General features: G+C 66.8%; 13 protein-coding genes, 1 tRNA gene and 1 other RNA gene. 5 read left to right on the forward strand and 10 right to left on the reverse strand.

Translation table 11 applies throughout. The features are described 5' to 3' along the window. Positions 1–277 precede the first annotated feature (277 nt). Entirely contained in the window at positions 278–3,382 is a 3,105-nt protein-coding gene (locus DBZ45_RS02630; protein WP_223256888.1) for a S8 family serine peptidase, read from the forward strand. Between the two features lie 169 nt (positions 3,383–3,551). Here DBZ45_RS02630 and DBZ45_RS02635 read toward each other — a convergent pair whose 3' ends face one another. Genes DBZ45_RS02635 through DBZ45_RS02645 form a run of 3 tightly spaced genes read right to left on the reverse strand, consistent with a single transcriptional unit; the run spans position 3,552 to position 5,552 of the window. Then, positions 3,552–3,956, reverse strand: a complete 405-nt coding sequence (locus tag DBZ45_RS02635) for a serine protease inhibitor (protein WP_111902421.1) — start codon at positions 3,954–3,956, stop codon at positions 3,552–3,554. Continuing rightward, entirely contained in the window at positions 3,956–4,894 is a 939-nt protein-coding gene (locus DBZ45_RS02640; protein WP_440130490.1) for a 3-methyladenine DNA glycosylase, read from the reverse strand. The genes DBZ45_RS02635 and DBZ45_RS02640 overlap by 1 nt, the downstream gene beginning before the upstream one ends. A 19-nt stretch (positions 4,895–4,913) precedes the next feature. After that, positions 4,914–5,552 carry an SSI family serine proteinase inhibitor gene (locus DBZ45_RS02645; RefSeq protein WP_111902422.1) on the reverse strand — a complete coding sequence of 213 codons (639 nt, stop codon included), beginning with the start codon at positions 5,550–5,552 and terminating at the stop codon, positions 4,914–4,916. Positions 5,553–5,793: 241 nt separating this feature from the next. On the opposite strand from DBZ45_RS02645, the gene DBZ45_RS02650 reads away from it, so the two are divergent. Then, the gene (locus tag DBZ45_RS02650) at positions 5,794–8,238 is read left to right on the forward strand and encodes a S8 family serine peptidase (RefSeq protein ID WP_111902423.1); all 2,445 of its coding nucleotides are present in this window, start codon (positions 5,794–5,796) and stop codon (positions 8,236–8,238) included. A 91-nt stretch (positions 8,239–8,329) separates the two neighbouring features. Here DBZ45_RS02650 and DBZ45_RS02655 read toward each other — a convergent pair whose 3' ends face one another. Further along, entirely contained in the window at positions 8,330–8,836 is a 507-nt protein-coding gene (locus DBZ45_RS02655; protein ID WP_111902424.1) for a MarR family winged helix-turn-helix transcriptional regulator, read from the reverse strand. A gap of 105 nt (positions 8,837–8,941) precedes the next feature. Here DBZ45_RS02655 and DBZ45_RS02660 point away from each other — a divergent pair, with 105 nt between their 5' ends. Then, positions 8,942–9,136 carry a hypothetical protein gene (locus tag DBZ45_RS02660; protein ID WP_395405379.1) on the forward strand — a complete coding sequence of 65 codons (195 nt, stop codon included), beginning with the start codon at positions 8,942–8,944 and terminating at the stop codon, positions 9,134–9,136. A gap of 171 nt (positions 9,137–9,307) precedes the next feature. Then, positions 9,308–9,493 (forward strand): hypothetical protein, encoded by a 186-nt coding sequence (locus DBZ45_RS02665; RefSeq protein WP_223256889.1) that lies wholly within the window; start codon positions 9,308–9,310, stop codon positions 9,491–9,493. Between the two features lie 89 nt (positions 9,494–9,582). On the opposite strand, the gene DBZ45_RS02670 is transcribed toward DBZ45_RS02665, so the two are convergent. The 5 genes from DBZ45_RS02670 to DBZ45_RS02690 form a co-directional block, all read right to left on the reverse strand. Further along, positions 9,583–10,941, reverse strand: a complete 1,359-nt coding sequence (locus tag DBZ45_RS02670; RefSeq protein ID WP_111902425.1) for an aspartate kinase — start codon at positions 10,939–10,941, stop codon at positions 9,583–9,585. A 115-nt stretch (positions 10,942–11,056) separates the two neighbouring features. After that, positions 11,057–11,656: a recombination mediator RecR gene (recR, locus tag DBZ45_RS02675; protein ID WP_111902426.1), complete on the reverse strand. Its 600-nt coding sequence runs from the start codon at positions 11,654–11,656 to the stop codon at positions 11,057–11,059. 131 nt (positions 11,657–11,787) lie between these two features. Next, entirely contained in the window at positions 11,788–15,354 is a 3,567-nt protein-coding gene (locus DBZ45_RS02680) for a DNA polymerase III subunit gamma and tau (RefSeq protein WP_111902427.1), read from the reverse strand. A gap of 32 nt (positions 15,355–15,386) precedes the next feature. Continuing rightward, an RNA gene (ffs, locus tag DBZ45_RS02685) (signal recognition particle sRNA small type) lies at positions 15,387–15,483 on the reverse strand. Between the two features lie 72 nt (positions 15,484–15,555). After that, entirely contained in the window at positions 15,556–15,879 is a 324-nt protein-coding gene (locus DBZ45_RS02690; protein ID WP_111902428.1) for a hypothetical protein, read from the reverse strand. Positions 15,880–15,955: 76 nt separating this feature from the next. Between DBZ45_RS02690 and DBZ45_RS02695 the strand changes: the two genes are divergently transcribed. After that, positions 15,956–16,043 (forward strand) — tRNA-Ser (locus DBZ45_RS02695). A 69-nt stretch (positions 16,044–16,112) separates the two neighbouring features. Here the strand turns inward: DBZ45_RS02695 and DBZ45_RS02700 are convergent. Then, positions 16,113–17,021, reverse strand: a complete 909-nt coding sequence (locus DBZ45_RS02700) for an oxygenase MpaB family protein (RefSeq protein WP_111902429.1) — start codon at positions 17,019–17,021, stop codon at positions 16,113–16,115. Positions 17,022–17,260: the final 239 nt, after the last annotated feature.

Below are 17,260 nucleotides of genomic sequence, written 5' to 3' on the forward strand. Positions count from 1 at the left end.
GCCCTTTCCGGGCGCCCGCCGCTGCTTTTTGATGCCCGTGTCAAGGGCAGTGACAAAAAGTAAATTCGTTTGGTTGTGCCCTATGTCATATACGGCTCTCAGTAGGTACTGTGGGGATCGGTCGACGATTGCTGGGATCGACAGGACCTGTCATCTTCACGTGTCGTTGCCGCCTGCGCCCGGCAATGTAGCCGGGGCCATTTCTTAGGAAAGGTTCCAACCACTCGTGAAATCAGCAGGAAAAAGCTTATTCCCAAGCCGGGGGGCAGGGAAAGCAGTGGCACTGGTTGTCGGCTTGCCTTTGCTTCTTTCGTCAGTCGGCGCGCTGCCGGCCACCGCGGCGCCGTCGCAGGTTGCGGCTACGGCCGCTCAGCAAAAAAACGTCGACCCCAACGACTACTCGGCCGGCCGCTACATTGTGGTCCTGACCGAGAAGCCCGCAGCCACCTACGAGGGCGGCACTCCCGGCCTGCAGGCCACAAAGCCGCGGTCCGGCCACAAACTCGACGCCGACCGGGCAGAGGTGCGCAAGTACCAGGCCCACCTGGAGGCGAAGCAGGCCGCGCTGGCTGAGAAGGAACACGTGCAGATCCGCCGCAAATACACGGCGGCACTCAACGGATTCACCGCCAGGCTTACCGCCGACCAGGCCGTGAACCTCGCCAAGAGCCCAGAGGTCCTCGCGGTGGCACCCGACACCCAGCAGGCCCCGGACTATTCCACCACGGACTTCCTTAAGCTGAGCGGAGCCTATGGCACGTGGAACAGGCAGTTCGGCGGCAAGGCCGGCGCCGGCAAGGGCGTTGTGGTGGGCGTCATCGACTCCGGCTACACGCCGGGCAGCCAGTTCTTCGCCGGCAATGAGGTTGCACAACTCAAGGGCAATCCGCAGGTAGGTGTTCCCTACCGCACCGCCGGCGGCAACATCGCGATGCTGAAAGCCGACGGCAGCACCTTCGAGGGCGAGTGCCAGAAAGGTGAGGAGTTTAACGGAACGGCCTGCAACTCCAAGGTCCTCAGTGCCAGGTACTTCTCCGACGCGTTCGAGGATTCCGTGGCCAAGCAGGACCGGGCGCCGGAGGAACTGATTTCGCCGGTGGACGTGGGAAGCCACGGAACCCACACGGCAAGCACCGCGGCCGGCAACGCCGACGTGGAAACCTTCGTCGACGGCCGAAGCTTCGGCCTGACCGGCGGCATCGCACCGGCCGCCAAGCTTGCCAGCTACAAGATCTGCTGGGAGGACAACGATCCCAACACCGGCGGCTGCTATACCTCGGCCGCTGTCGACGCCATCAACCAGGCTGTGCTCGACGGCGTGGATGTCCTGAACTACTCGATTTCCGGCACCACCTCCACCACCACGGACCCGGTGTCCATGGCGTTCCTGTCCGCCGCATCAGCCGGCATCTTCGTGGCCACGTCCGCGGGCAACTCCGGCCCCATAGCCAGCACCGTGAACCACGGCGAGCCGTGGGTTACCACTGTTGCGGCCAGCAGTTTCTCCCAGGAACTGCAGGGCACCGTGGAGTTCTCTGACGGCAGCAAGTTCCGCGGCGCCAGCATCATGAACCGTGAAGTTGCCGGCGCGGGCGTTGTGCTCGCGGCCAATGCAGCATCCGGACAGGCCGCCGATCCTGCACTCTGCGCCCCCGGTTCCGTCGACCCTGCCAAGATCGCCGGCAAGGTGGTGGTCTGCGACCGGGGCGTCTATGACCGCGTGGCCAAGAGCGCCGAGGTTGCGCGGGGCGGCGGGGTGGGCATGATCCTCGTGAACCTGGCCGCATCGTCGCTCGACGCCGACAAGCACTCCGTCCCCACCGTGCACGTGAACCCGCCTGCCACGGAAACCATCAAGGCGAAGGTGACGGCGAACCCGGCCATCACGGTCTCCCTGGTCAACAGGGACACCACGGGACTGCCTGCCGAGGCGCAGCCGCAGATCGCGGGCTTCTCCTCCCGCGGACCGCTCCTCGCCACCGACTCTGACCTGCTGAAGCCCGACGTCGCCGCACCCGGCGTCGCCGTCCTGGCCGGCGTATCACCGATCGGCGCCGGCGGCGACGAGTTCGGGTTCATGTCCGGCACCTCCATGGCGTCGCCCCACGTGGCCGGTTTCGGTGCCCTCATCCTGGGCAAGAACCCCGCCTGGTCCCCGGCCGCCGTGAAGTCGGCCATGATGACCACCGCCAGCGACGTCAAGCTCGCAGACGGCAGCAAGAACACGGACGTCCTCGCCACCGGCGCGGGTCAGGTGGATCCTGCCCGTGTCCTGGATCCTGGCCTCGTGTACGACGCCACCACCGACGATTACCTGCGGTTCATCCAGGGGACCGGCATGGACCTCGGCATGCCCGGGCTCGGCAGTACGCGGTCCCGCGACATGAACGTCCCGTCCTTCTCACTGGGAAACCTGGCAGGCAGGATCGAGGTCACCCGCACGGTGACGGCGCTGACGCCGGGAGTGTACCGCGCCAAGGCCAGCGTGCCGGGAGTGAAGGTGACGGTGACGCCGTCGGTCCTGTCCTTCAGCGCGGCCGGTGAGAAGCGCACGTTCAAGGTGGCCTTTGAAAACCAAAATGCGAAGTTGGGCAAGTTCGCCGCGGGTTCCCTCACCTGGCAGGGGGCCAACAAGACCGTGACCTCGCCCATTGCGGTGCGGCCGCAGTCGGTGCTTGCTCCCAAGAATATTGCGTTCACCTCCCAGGGTGCCAACGGTTCCGGGAACATCGGCATCGTCTCGGGCTCAAACTCGCGCACGAACGTGACGCTCGACGGCCTGTCGAAGGCGGACTCCTCGGCCATCGAGCTCGTACCCGGTCCCTTCCGGTACGAGGCCGACGCCTCGAACTTCGTCAAGAAGGTGGAAGTTCCGGCCGGCGTGCCCCTGGCCAAGCTGTCCGTGATTTCCGCGGATGAGAACGCCGACTTCGACATGGTGGTGGTCACGCCGGCCGGGCAGGCAATTGTGGTGGCCACGGCCTCGGCAAGTGAGTCCGTGTCGATTCCGAACCCTGCTGCCGGTACCTACCGGATGTTCGTGAATCTCTTCGACAGTCCCAACCAGCAGGCAACCAAGGCCTCGGTGGATGCTGCGGTCCTGGGCGCGAATGAGGGCAACGCCACCGTGACTCCTGACCCGGTCCGCCTTGCGAACGGGCTCAGCGGGAAGCTCGCCCTCACCTGGAAGAACCTGGCCCCCGGCTCCTATATCGGGCGGATCACCTTCGACGGGTCCAGCGCCCCGACGTTCGTGAGCGTCGTGGTGGCGGAGGGCGGCGCCGTCGCGGTTGCACCGGCTTCGGAAGATCCGAAGAAAAAGAAGGAACGGGGGAAGGTCCAGAACCAGGACCTGACGCGGTCACCGGATAACTCCATCTAGGAAGGTCCCGGAACCGGGCTCCCGAAGGGGCCCCACAGCGAAGGCCGGCGGGCATGGCGCAATTGCCAAGGTCCCGCCGGCCTTCGCCGTGCCAAGCTTCCGTCCGGTCGCCCCCCGCATTCCCTGGACCGCGGCCAAGGATGCACGGCAGGTCAGATCTCGCAGGGGCTTAGATGGCGCCCGTGGACCCGGCGACCCCGCCCAGCAGCGGGGATAGCGCCCGCCAACGGGCAATTTCACAGCCGTCCGTCATGGAAAAGCGGGAGTTCACAGTGCGCCCGTTGAACGTGCCGGTGACCACGGCCACCTGAGGGCCGCCGTACTGCTGGGTGCACAGCTTGGGCGGGCCCGGTTCGGGGAAAAAGATCCGTTCGCCGAAGCGTCCGACGGCGGCAATCGCCGCCGCGGGATCCGGCAGGGTTGATTCCACCAGTAGTCCGGAACGGCTGACCAGGACAAAGACGTGTTCCGGGCCGCCCGGGGCGTGGGTGAGGGCGACGGTCAGTTCAAGGTCTGCTTCCGGAGGCAGGTCCGCGTCCGGGCCTGCGCCTGGGAATGGAGGTGCGCCGCTCATCATTCGGTCTCCGTTCCAAGGCTGCCAAGGAGCGGCACGAGGGCGGCCATGAGCCTGCCGCGGAGCTCCTGCGCTTCGGCCGAGAAGGCGCGCTGCTGCTCCACGTAAGCAGCCTTGCCGTCGGGGGTCTCAATCGGAATGGCCGGGTAGCCCCAGTCTGTGAGGTCATAGGGCGAGGCCTGCATGTCCATGGCCCGCACCCGCCACGACAGCTCAAAGCAGTCCATAACGAGTTCGCTGGGCAGAGCCGGGGAGAGCTTGTATGCCCACTTGTAGAGGTCCATGTTGGCGTGCAGGCAGCCGGGCTGCTCCATGGTCCGCTGGTTCTCGCGGCTGGGGGAAAGCTCGTTGAGGGGCACGGCGTCGGGTGTGTAGAACCGGAACGCGTCGAAGTGCGAGCAGCGGATCCTGTTGTCCTCGACCACCTTGTCCGTGCCCGCGCCGCCCAGCCGCAGTTTAAGGTACTCGTGGCGCAGCTCGAACTTCTCCTGCCGGTAGACCATGGCCCACTCGTGCAGGCCGAAGCAGCCGAACTGCGCGGGCCGCGCGGCTGTTCTGGCCAGAATGATCCGGGCAAACAGGAGGGCCTCGCGCCGTTCGGCCAGGAACGACTGACGGTCGAACGCCACCGCGGTGCTGCCGGGCGGGAGGCCGGCGCGGGCCAGCTCACCGCCGTCGAGCGCTTTGTAGTATTTCCAGTCCCTGCGGGCAGCCGCCTCCATTCCGGAGAGGACCACACCGTCACCGGGATGCCAGCGCAGCAGTTGGCCTGGCTTTTGCGTGTAGTACGTGAAGAGGAAGTCCTCCACGGGATGCTTCCGCCCCGCGGAGCGGCGGGCAAGGTAGGGATCGGCGTAACGGCGTACCCGGCGCACGTGAGCGGCTTCCCGTCCCGTCCAGTCAGCAGGGCGGAGGACCTGGGCGGCGGGGATCGTCAATGGAGTACCTGCCACGGTGCTAAAGAGCCCCGCCTGCAGCACCGAGAATCTCCTTGGCGGCGTTCCAGGCTCCGATCTGGCAGCCGTCCAGCAGGGCGAAGGAGGTCTCCACGGGGGTGCCATTGACTTCGCCGGTCACGGTGGCCAACTGCGGGCCGCCATACTGCTGCGTGCAGGAGATACCCTTTGGCGGCGCGGCAGGGTTCACGATGGCTGCGTTGTCCTTCAGTGACGTGCAAGCTGCTGCGGCGTTGGGGTGCTGGCTCTCTGCCATCGCCGCGCCGCCCTTGCAGACCAGCGTGTAATTGGCGGCCTTGCCGTCCTTCGACGCTTTGACCGTGATGGACAGTTCGGCATCGCCGGCGCCGGGCCCGGACGGCAGGGGGGAAGCGGCAGGGGGTGCGGGCGCCGGGACGGTCGTTTCGGCGTCGGGCGGTGTGGAGCCGGGCGCCGGAGTACTGGAAGTGCCGGTGCCGGGGGTTTCAGTGCCCGGAGTTTCGGTGCCCGGCGAAGAAGTCCCGGGCGATGACGTCCCCGGCGAGCCGGTGGTGGCCCCGGGGGTGGCCGAAGGCTGGCCGGTTCCGGTGTTCGGGGTGCAGGCCGCGAGACCGCCCGTCGCCGCGAGGGCGAGCAGCACAGAAATCAGTTGCTTGCGCATGCCGGGTCTCCTCAAGTTTTTCCCATTCTACCGTCGGGGCCCCATGCCGTCCGGTACAGCCGGATAACGGTACCGGGCAATTGCTAACGGAAGGGTATCGATTCTTGGGGGCGTCCGCGGTATCTTTCTGACATCAACGGGTGCGCGGCATAACCAAATAGTGATGACGCCCATGGGGGGCAGAGCGTCCAGTTCGTGGGACCGAAGGTCTACAGGTCCTGAACCAAGGAAGGCATCCCCCATGATCCCTCAGCAATCCACTACCCGCCCCGGACAAGGCAGCAGGTTGCCGGCCGTCTTCGCCGTCGCCCTTGCCATGGTCATCGGCCAGGGCCTCGCCGGACCAACGGCGGCGGCTCCCGCACCTGCATCGGCGCAGCCGGCAGTTCTCCAGCCAACCGCCGCCCAGCCGGCGGCATCGCCGCTCAACGACGGCCACTACATCGTGATGCTCAAGGACAAGCCGCTGGCCACCTACTCCGGCGGCGTCCCGGGCATCCCGGGCACGGCGGTGCCGAAGGGCAAGAAGCTGAACCCCTCCGGTCCCAACTCCCGCAAATACGATACTCACCTCAGGGCCAAGCAGCAACGGGCGGCAGCATCCAGGGGCGTGACCATCAACAGGAGCTACACCCTGGCAATCAACGGCTTCAGCGCTGTACTCTCCGCGGCGCAGGCCAAGGCGCTCGCCGGTGACAGCAGCGTGCTGGCCGTGGTCCCCGACAGCATGCGCAAGCCGGATTACTCGAGCACCGACTTCCTTGGACTTCCCGGCGGCGACGGCGTGTGGAACCAGCAGTTCGGCGGCACGGATGAGGCGGGCAAGGGCGTCGTCGTGGGCGTGGTGGACACCGGCTACACGCCCGACAACCCGTTCTTCACGGGGGACACCGTCGATCCGCTGTCCGGCACCCCGGACGTGGGCGTGCCGTACCACCTCCAGGGCAACGTGATCGCGATGCGGAAGGCCAACGGTGGAACCTTCGTGGGTGACTGCGTGGCCGGAGACGGTTTCGACGGCACGGAATGCAACAGCAAGGTCATCGGCGCCAGGTTCTACGACAAGGCCTACAAGGCGGCGGTCCCGCCGGAATTCCGGTCCCCGAACGAGAAGTTCTCGCCGCTGGACGTTAACGGCCACGGATCCCACACGGGCAGCACGGCAGCCGGAAACAGTGGCGTCGCCCAGACGGCAGGCGGCCGGGACTTTGGCAAGAGCTCAGGCGTTGCGCCGGCGGCCAAGATCGCCGTTTACAAGGTCTGCTGGGAAGGTTCCATTCCTGAGGCTACCGGGTGCGTCGAGTCGGACATTCTCAACGCCATCCAGGATGCGGTCCTCGACGGCGTGGACGTCCTGAACTTCTCCATCTCGGGAAACAACAACTCCACTGTCGACGCGGTTTCGCTCGCGTTCCTGAATGCCGCGGCCGCAGGGATCTTTGTGGCGGCCTCCGCCGGCAATTCGGGCCCGACGGTCTCGACCGTCAACCATGCCGGACCCTGGATCACCAGCGTGGCCGCGTCGACGTTCGACAACACGCTGCGCGGAACCGCCGAACTGTCGGACGGCAGCAAGTTCGCCGGTGCGAGTGTCATGGGCAGCGAGGTGGACGCCAAGCCGATCGTGCTGGCCGTGGACGTGAAAACAGCCGCCGCCCTGGCTGCAGATGCGGCGCTGTGCGCACCGAACTCCCTGGACCCGGCCAAGGTTGCGGACAAGATTGTCGTCTGCGACCGCGGCGTTGTGGCACGCGTTGACAAGAGCGCCGAGGTCAAGCGCGCCGGCGGTGTAGGCATGGTCCTGGTCAACCTGACGCCCAGCTCCCTCGACACCGATCTGCACAGTGTCCCCACGGTTCATCTGGGCGACCCGAAGATCAAGGACCTGGTGGCGGCAACTCCGGGCATGACGGCAAGCCTCAAGGCGACTGACACCACCGGAGCCGCACCCCCGCCCGTGCCGCAGATTGCCGGATTCTCCTCACGCGGGCCCACGCTGGCATCCAACGGAGACCTGCTCAAGCCTGACGTTGCGGCTCCTGGCGTGGCTGTGCTTGCCGCTGTTTCGCCCGTGGGGTTCAAGGGCGAGAATTTCGGCTTCCTGTCCGGCACGTCGATGGCATCGCCGCACATCGCCGGCTCGGGAGCCCTGCTGCTCGGCAAGAACCCGAAGTGGTCCCCGGCGGCCGTGAAATCCGCCGTCATGACCACGGCCTACGACCTGGTTAATGCGGCAGGCGCCAAAGTGCATGACGTCTTTGCCCAGGGCGCCGGCCACGTCGATCCGGCCCGGTTCGACTCCCCGGGCCTCGTTTACGACGCCGGCATCAGTGACTGGATGGGCTTCCTCCAGGGACAGGGAATCGACCTTGGCGTCGCCCCCATCGCGGCCAAGGACGTCAACCTACCCTCGGTGGCACTGGGCGCCATGTCCGGCAGCCAGACCGTCACGCGGCGGGTCACTGCGATGACGGCAGGAACCTATCGGGCAGCGATTACCCTTCCGGGCATTACAGCCACAGTCAGTCCGGCAGAAGTGACGTTGGCAGAGGGTGCAAGCGCCACGGTCACCATCACGTTTACTACCGCAGGGGCACCGCTGAACGCGTACTCCACCGGATCGCTGACGTGGACGTCAGGTGACAACACCGTCCGCTCACCGGTGGCGGTGCGCCCGGTGCCATAGTGCAGTTGGTCCCAAGACGGACGACGCCGGGACTCACCCCAGGTGGTGAGTCCCGGCGTCGTGCCTGGGCCGGTTTAAAAGCAAAAAGAAGTCAGCCATGGGCGGAGCCCGTGGCGGCAATCAGGTCCATCATGGACCTATGCAGGCTCTCCACTTGGTCCCGGCTGAGGCCCAGCTTGGACATCATGGTCACGGGAACTGCAGTGGCCTGCTGGCGGAGGGCGGTCCCCTGCGGAGTCAGGTCCACTGCCAGAGCACGTTCGTTCCCCTCCACTCGCGTGCGCGTGATGAGGCCCGCCGCTTCCAGGCGCCGCAGAAGAGGCGATATGGTCGCGGGCTCGTGCAGGAGGGCCTGGCTGATATCGCGGACCGAGCGCGGGCTGGACTCCCAAAGGCACAGCATGACCAAGTACTGGGGGTGGGTGAGCCCCAGCCTGTCCAGCACGGGCTTGTAGGCGCCCACTACGCTGCGCGAGGCGACGGTCAGGGCGAAGCACAGTTGCCGTTCCAGAAGGAGGTCGTCCTGCGCGGAAGCAGGCGTTGCGGCTGTTCCGGCAGTACCGGCGGCCGTTGATTTCGGGCGGGTAGCGATGAGCATCCCTTTCTATCGTTAGTACACTAATCATTAGTGTATCCTTGATACTGGCACTAGTCGTGGAATGGAGTGGACACCGTGGCAAAAGAGAACGGCGCGCAGCGGTTCATGCGGGCAACCGGCAAGCTCAGGGCGGTCTTTGGCCCCGCCAACAGGAGTTCGCTGGTGCACGACATGACCGAGGAGAACCGCAAACTGCTCGCCCAGCGCGAGGCCGAGACGCAGCAGTGGGAAACGGTCCACCGACCGGACGGCAGCACGTATGTAGTGCCCCGCAACCCCGACGACAAGTCCCTGCGTTAGCCACCGGCCGGGCCCGGCGTCCGGCCATAGCCAGCGGCCAGGCTGTACCTGCCGGGGTTCTTTTTCGGGGTCCCGGCGTAAAATAAGGGCACTGGCAGTCGAAGGGCAGACGCTCTCCGCCTTCAAGCAGGGAAGGGGGTGGGACTTGTGGCACACGTGCTCAGTGGCTTTATGAACCTGACAGACAGGCTCCGGTTCGTATTTGGCCCTGCCGCCGTCGGCGACTCAGCCACGCCGGTGGTTCACCTGCATGACGATTATGAGCATGCTTCCGAAAACGATCTGGCCCAATTCGAAGTCGAGACCGACTCGGAGGGGCACCACTATGCTGTCCGCAAGGGCGACCAGGATAAGTGACAACGCCGTTAACGAGTGAAGAAGCCCCGGTGCGCGTGAGCGCACCGGGGCTTCTTTCTGCACTGACTCGCAGTGCTTGACCGGGACCTTTAGCGGCCGGTGCCCCCGTAGACGGTGGCAACCGCTTCGCTGTCCAGGTCGAATGCCTTGTGGATGGCGCGGACTGCGTCATCGAGCAGGTCGGCATGGGTCACCACGGAAATGCGGATTTCCGAGGTGGAGATCATGTTGATGTTGATGCCCGCTGCGGAGAGGGCCTTGAAGAACGTGGCCGAAACGCCCGGGTGGGAGCGCATGCCGGCGCCGATCAGCGACAGCTTGCCGATCTGCTCGTTGTACTCGATGCTTTCAAACCCGATCTCGGCCTGTGCAGCACGGAGGGCGGCAAGCGCGTCAGCGCCCTCGACGATGGGCAGCGTGAAGGAGATGTCCGTCCTGCCGGTGCCGTGCGTGGAGACGTTCTGGACGATCATGTCGATGTTCGAGTGCGCGTCCGCGATGACCTGGAAGATCGCGGCTGCCTTGCCGGGGATGTCCGGAACACCTACGACGGTGACCTTTGCTTCCGAGCGGTCGTGTGCAACACCGGAGATGATTGGCTGCTCCAAGGCAACTCCCTCTTGAGTCGTGATCTTGTCATCGGCGCCGGGCAGGACCCAGGTGCCTTCGTTCTGGCTGAATGAGGAACGGACATGCAGCGGCACGCCGAACCGCCGGGCGTATTCAACGCACCGGAGGTGCAGGATCTTGGCCCCGGACGCGGCCAGTTCCAGCATCTCCTCGCTGGAGATGCGGTCGATCTTCTGGGCTGACGGCACCACGCGGGGGTCCGCCGTGTAGATGCCGTCAACGTCGGTGTAGATCTCGCAGACGTCAGCCTCGAGGGCGGCGGCGAGGGCCACCGCCGTCGTGTCCGAACCGCCGCGGCCGAGCGTGGTGATCTCGTTCGTGGAGCGGCTCATGCCCTGGAACCCGGCGACGATGGCAATGTGCCCCTTGTCCAGGGCGGTGCGGATGCGGTGCGGGTCGACGTCGATGATCCGGGCCTTGCCGTGGATCCCGTCCGTGATCATGCCGGCCTGGGAACCCGTAAAGGACTGCGCGGACGCGCCGAACTTGTTGATGGCCATGGCCAGCAGGGCCATGGAGATGCGCTCACCGGCGGAGAGGAGCATGTCCATCTCCCGGGCCGGGGCTGAGTCGGTGACCTGGCTGGCAAGGTCAAGGAGTTCGTCGGTGGTGTCACCCATCGCGGAGACGACGACGACGACCTCGTTGCCGGCCTTCTGGGCGTCGACCACGCGCCTGGCCACGCGCTTGATGCCGTCAGCGTCAGCCACCGACGAGCCGCCGAACTTCTGCACAATGAGCTGCGTGGTGGCAGCAGCATCTGCGGGCAGCTCCTGCGGCCGCGGTTCGGTTTTCACATCGGTACTGGGCATACTCATGCGTGCACCCTCACTGGATCAAATTGGAGTTCTGGAGGCCAGGCGGCCTGACGGCACGGCGGCATACCCAGTTTATCGCCGTGGCCCGCCCGCCGTGGAATTGTGACCGTTGCGGTCAGCTGAGGGCGTTCCGGCGGCCCTCGAAGGCCCTGCCCAGGGTGACTTCGTCCGCGTATTCGAGGTCGCCGCCTACTGGCAGCCCGGAAGCGAGCCGCGTTACTGCGATGCCGATGGACTGCAGCATGCGCGCCAGATAGGTGGCCGTGGCCTCGCCCTCCAGGTTCGGGTCGGTTGCAATGATGATCTCCTGGACGGCGCCATCGCTGAGCCGGTTGAGGAGTTCACGGATCCGGAGCTGCTCCGGGCCGACGCCGGCGATCGGGTTAATGGCACCGCCGAGCACGTGGTAGCGGCCCCGGAATGAGCGGGTGCGCTCCACGGCCAGCACGTCCTTGGACTCCTCCACGACACAGATGACTGATGGGTCACGGCGCGGGTCGCGGCAAATGTTGCAGAGTTCCTGCTCGGTCACGTTGCCGCAGGCGGTACAAAACTTGACCCGTTCCTTGACAGTGGTGATGGCCTCCACCAACCGCTTCATGTCCTGGGGGTCCGCCTCCAGGATGTGGAACGCCAGGCGCTGCGCCGACTTCGGTCCCACGCCGGGAAGACGTCCGAGCTCGTCGATCAGCTCCTGAACTGCACCCTCGTACACTTTTTCCTCGATTGCTTGGTTGAAAGATGGCCGGTGCCGCCAGACGGGGCACCGGTACGTCGCAGGGCGCGCTGCCCGGGCCTTGGGTCCTCGCTCCGGGCGGGAGGTCCTTCAGGGCCGCGTGCCGCCCCCTAGTACCGGGGCGCCAGGGGGCTGCCGTCCAGCGACCGTTCTTCGATGAGCTTTCCGCCCAGAATACGCTCGACGGCGGCACGGCCAAAGACGCCCGACTCCTCGATGGTTTCGTCGTCCGCGCTGGGGATGTCCTGCACGTACGGTGCCGGTTCCTCGGTGCTCCGCGCGGGCGCCTTGGCCCGGCCAGCCTCGGCCTCCGGGCTGTTGGATAGCCTCTGGTAGAGGCTCAACTTGCCCCTTGCGGAAGTCTCGGTTGCAGGCTCCGGCACCGGCACAGCGGCGCGAACAGCGGCAACTGAGGGGCCGGCCTGTACCGCTGGTCCTGCCTGTACCGCTGGTCCGGCCTGCAGTGCGGGGCCGGCCTGCACCGTTGGTCCTGCCTGAACTGCCGGGCCGGAGGCGAACACAGGAACGCGGACCGGGGCGGCGTCGGTGGCAGCGGTGACGGCGGGGACGCGGACACCCTGGTTCGGGGTGGGTGCTCCGTACTCGTGGCTGGCAGCCGCCGGGGCGGATGCCATGGCGTAGGCAGGCTCGAACTCCGGGCCACCGCGCTCAACTGTTTCCGGCGCGCGCTCAGCAGGGGCGATTTCAGCTGGGCCACTCACACCCGGGCCGCGTTCAGCTGGGGCGCTCCCGCCCGGGGTGCTGGACAGTTCGCCTCCCGCTGCGTCCCCGCCGGCACGCGGCAGCTGGGCGGCGGCGGGTGGGTACACCGGTGCAGCGGAGCCGCTCGACTCCTCGTCGTGGTCGATGTCAGCCGCAGCCGGGTTTTTGCCCACGTTGCTCTCGGAACCGAGAGCCCAAACGCCAGGTGTCTGCTCGACAGCACGGGACCACGGATCGGCCGAGGTGTCCGGAGCAGGCTGGCGCTCCGCCTGCGCCGGGGCTGTAGTTTTTGCGCGGGTTTGCGCGGCCGGGGGTGCGGACCCGGCAGTCTGGTTTACCGTCGGTGCCTTTATCTCCGGCGCCGACGACGGCGCGGGGCTGCCCTGCCACTGGCGCGACGGCTCCCAGTCCATGGGTGGCTCTTCGTCCAGCGGAGGTGCGTCCTCGTCGAGTGGAGGGCCCCAGTCGTCATCCGGATAGGAGTAGTCGCCGGCCTGCTGCTGAGGTCCGCGTGCCGCCTCTTGCTGCCCGGCGACGGACGGCGCGGCAACGGACGGTACGGCGGGCGGCTGTGTGGCAACAGGCTGCGTGGCGGACGCCTGGGTGGGAGCAGGCTGCTGGGGGAGTGCGGCCGGTTCATTGCCGGATGCTCCCGGAACGCTGCCGCTGCCGGTGCCGGCGGGGGCGGCGGTGTCCGCCCGGGATGCCGTGATGGTGGGTCCTGACCACTGCGGCGCGGACACCGCAGAGGCCTCCGGCGACGACGCAGGGGCATGCCCGGCCGCGGGTACGGTGGACGAACCCGGCGACGCCGGAGCCGAGCCGGTTGCGGCAGGGCGGGCAGGGGCGGGCTCCGGCTCTCCGGAGACACCTGGGGCAGGGGCCAAGCCCCAATCCGCGTCGGTGGTGGTAGCCGGAACGTCCCGGCTAGTAGGCGCTTTTGGGTTTGGCTCAGAGCTCGCTGAACTGCCGGCGCCTGCCACCGCGGTGATCTGGCAGTCGATGCCGATCGTCTTGTGGATGGCCTGGCGCAGATTCTCGGAGTGGTCTGCCCGGCCGAAGGCACCGGCCAGCCCGGAGGTAGTGAAGACGAGCGTCAGGACCTGGCCGTCGAACTGGCCAACCTGGGCGTTGGGCTCCACGAGCGCCCAGGTGCTTCGCTTAATTTTTGCCACGGTCTGCAGGACCTCGGGCCAGGCGCGGCGCAGCACCTCGACGTCGGCATGCGCCCCGGTGGAAGCTGCCCCGGCGGAGGCTGTACTGGACGAGGGCCGGGCGTGTGACTGCGGCGCGGGAGCCGACGGGGCCGCCGGTGCGGCAACCGGCTCTGGGCCTCGAGCCTGTTGGCGCGGGGCCTCGTGGTGCTGGGCCTGTTCCGGCCGCGGGGCGGACTCCGGGGCCTGCGAGGCAGCGGGACGCTGGGCGTCGGGCTCCCGGCCCTGCCTGTCGTTCGCGTCCGGGTCAGGGCGGTGGCGCGCGGCGGCGTCATCCATGGGCCAGTCACCGGTGGTGATCCGTGGGGCGGCCAGGGCTTCCCGCCCGGGCGCGTCCGGTGCCGCCGGTGCGGCATCGATGTTCGGTGGGCCCGCCTGCGGCCCGCCGGACGCCGGAGCCGCCTCGGCCGGAGCGGCAGACGGAACAGACGCAGAAGCTGCCGGAGCATGGGAGACCGGGGTGTTCTGGGCCGGAGCGGCAGACGGAACAGACGCAGGTAGTGCCACCGGAGCCGGCACAGCCGGCGCGACCGCCGACGCAACCGCGGCGGGAGTACCGGCGTCGGACCCCGCGTAGTTCAGGCGCCGCTCCACGCGGTCGATCCTCGCTGCGATACCGCGTTCGGTCTGCTCAGAACTGGGCAGCAGGATGCGGGCGCAGAGCAGTTCCAGGTGCAGGCGCGGCGATGTGGCACCCGTCATCTCTGTCAGCGCGGTGTTGGTGACATCGGCCGCGCGAGACAGCTCAGCCGCACCGAGATTGTGTGCCTGGCTCTGCATCCGGGCGATCTGGTCGGCCGGCATGCCGCGGAGGATGGCCTGGGCGCTTTCCGGCATGGCCTGCACGATGATGAGGTCGCGGAAGCGCTCCAGGAGGTCCTCAACGAAGCGGCGGGGATCGTGGCCCGTCTGAATGACGCGGTCCACAGCGCGGAAGACCGTAGCGGCATCGGAAGCGGCGATTGCTTCGACGACGTCGTCCAGAAGTGAGGCGTGCGTGTAACCGAGAAGTGCCACGGCGAGCTCGTAATCGAGGCCGTTGGGTCCGGCGCCTGCCATGAGCTGGTCCAGCACGGACAGCGAGTCGCGGACGGACCCCGCTCCGGCGCGGATCACCAGCGACAGCACTCCGGGGGCCACCGGGACGTTTTCCTGGTGGCAGAGCTGCTCGAGGTACGCCATGAGCGGCTCAGGCGGCACCAGACGGAACGGGTAGTGGTGCGTGCGCGAGCGGATGGTCCCGATGACCTTGTCCGGCTCGGTGGTGGCGAAGATGAACTTGATGTGTTCCGGCGGCTCTTCGACGATCTTCAGCAGGGCATTGAAGCCCGCTGAGGTGACCATGTGTGCCTCGTCAATGATGAAGATCTTGTAGCGGTCCCGCACCGGAGCGTAGGTGGCGCGTTCGCGGAGGTCGCGGGCGTCGTCTACGCCGCCGTGGCTGGCAGCGTCGATCTCGATGACATCGAGGGAGCCGGCTCCGCCGCGGGCAAGTTCGACGCAGCTGGGGCAGACGCCGCACGGGGTGTCCGTGGGGCCCTTCGCGCAGTTGAGGCAGCGGGCCAGGATGCGCGCAGACGTGGTCTTGCCGCAGCCGCGCGGGCCAGAGAAAAGGTATGCGTGGTTCACGCGGTTCTTGCGCAGCGCCGTCATCAGCGGGTCCGTGACGTGTTCCTGCCCGATAACGTCCGCGAACGAGTCCGGGCGGTACCTGCGGTAAAGGGCAGTTGTAACAGTCACAGGGAAAACCTACCTATAGGGACTGACATTAAATAAGAGACCCCTCATGCACCCGCCAGAGCCCATCTACCCTTGCTACCTTCCGGTCCTGGGGGAGTTCAACAGGATGACGCCACATGAGGGGCCGTCAGATACTTTACCCGAACTTTGGGCGTGGCCCGAATCGGCTCCGATGGGGCAGTGGCGGGCGCCGCCGTCGTCTTAGCGGTGCCCGTTCACGCGCCAGCTCATGAACGCCGGCTCCTCATAGGGGTGGGCCCGCCGCAATCCCTGCACGACGGCGTCGAGCACGTCCTCCTCCACGATGCACTCGATCCGGACCTCGGAAACTTCCTCCGGCGTACCCGGGGCGCCGATGTAAGGCCGGGCTCCGGGCAAGGGGGTAAAACGTCCCGTACCCGGCGACGTGAAGGAGCAGTGCGAGTAGTCGCCCAGCCGGCCGGCGCCGGCGTCTCCGATGGCGGCGAGCACCGCATCGGCATGGGAATCGGGAACGTAAATCACGAGCGCATGCAGCTGGGACATGGCTCCATTTTCGGCCGATTGGGAGATGCCGGAAAGTTCAGGTATTCTAGTATCTGCTTTTGGTTCAAGAGCAGCTGGAGAATTCGCCTAGCGGCCTATGGCGCACGCCTGGAACGCGTGTTGGGTTAACGCCCTCGGGGGTTCAAATCCCCCATTCTCCGCCATTGGAAAACCCGGTCCTGACATCGTCAGGACCGGGTTTTTCTGCTTCCCGCCCCCGTTGCGGGAGGGAGTTACGTCACACCCAGCCTCCGGAGCCGCTCGCGGGCGGCTAGCTGGCTTGGGCTGGCCGGACCCAAAGCGAGGCGTACGACGGCGAGGGTAGCCCGGGCGGCCAGGCTCACCGGCAGCGGCAGGGGACCGATGCTGGCAGTCCGCAGTCCGAGCAGCCGGCGGTAGTCGGGGTCCAGGCTCAGGACGGCGGCCTCGAACAGCACCCGGTAACCCGGTTTCAGCAGGGGGTGCAGGGGCGGATTCCTGATGAACGCGACTGTCTCGGAGACCCGTTCATCACAGCGGAGAGTGCCTTCGGCAGACCATTCCGCGAGCTCCCGGACGAGGGCCGCCTTGCTCTCCGGCGGGGACTCCACTCCCATTAGCCTGCCCGCCTGCGCCCATTCACGCACGTAGGCATCCGGGCCGCCCGGAATCGGGCCGTCCCACAGCTCATGAGTGCGGAGGAACGAGTCCGTGAACGTGATGTGCACCCACCGGAGCAGCTCCGGGTCGTTGGCGGAGTACTTCTTGACGGTGCCGTCGCAGCCGACATATTTGCCGTTAACGGATTCGTGCAGCCGGACCACCCTCGCGGTTGCCGACCGGGCTTCAGCCGTGGACCCGTATGTAAGGGCGTGGATCCACGCAGTAGTCCGGGCCAGCCGGCCCAACGAATCCGCACGGAAATTTGAATGGTCGTGCACCCCCGCGAGGACTGCGGGGTGAAGTGTCTGCATCAAAAGGGACCGGATGCCGCCGACGATGGTCGGCACGCCGCCATGGACAGCCCAGACCGCAGAACCCGGGAGGAAATACCCGGGGTCGTCGCCCTGGGCAAACTTCCGGGACCAGTCCGGCAGCGCGTCCGGGCTGCCGGTGAGCGTGCGCTTCAGTTCCGCCTGCCACTTCCTCAGGAAAGTCCGCATATTTCATTCTCGCGCGCCGAGGCGGGTCGGTTAAGTGGAGGAGTCGCCTCATTTTCCTTCTGCGCCCCGGGCACGTCCGAAGAGCCGGGTATCCAAATAGCCCGCGGCCAGTACCAAGGCAGCACTCGCATAAAAACCTATGGATTCGTGCCGGCTGACCCCCCAGTTTTAGGGGTTTCGCGGCTCTTCAGCCTGTGGCCACAATGGAGGACACGCTCGTCGAGATACGCGTTTGGCGG

Origin of the sequence: Arthrobacter globiformis (genome assembly GCF_003261175.1) — a bacterium.
In the GTDB taxonomy this organism is placed as follows: domain Bacteria; phylum Actinomycetota; class Actinomycetes; order Actinomycetales; family Micrococcaceae; genus Arthrobacter; species Arthrobacter globiformis_A.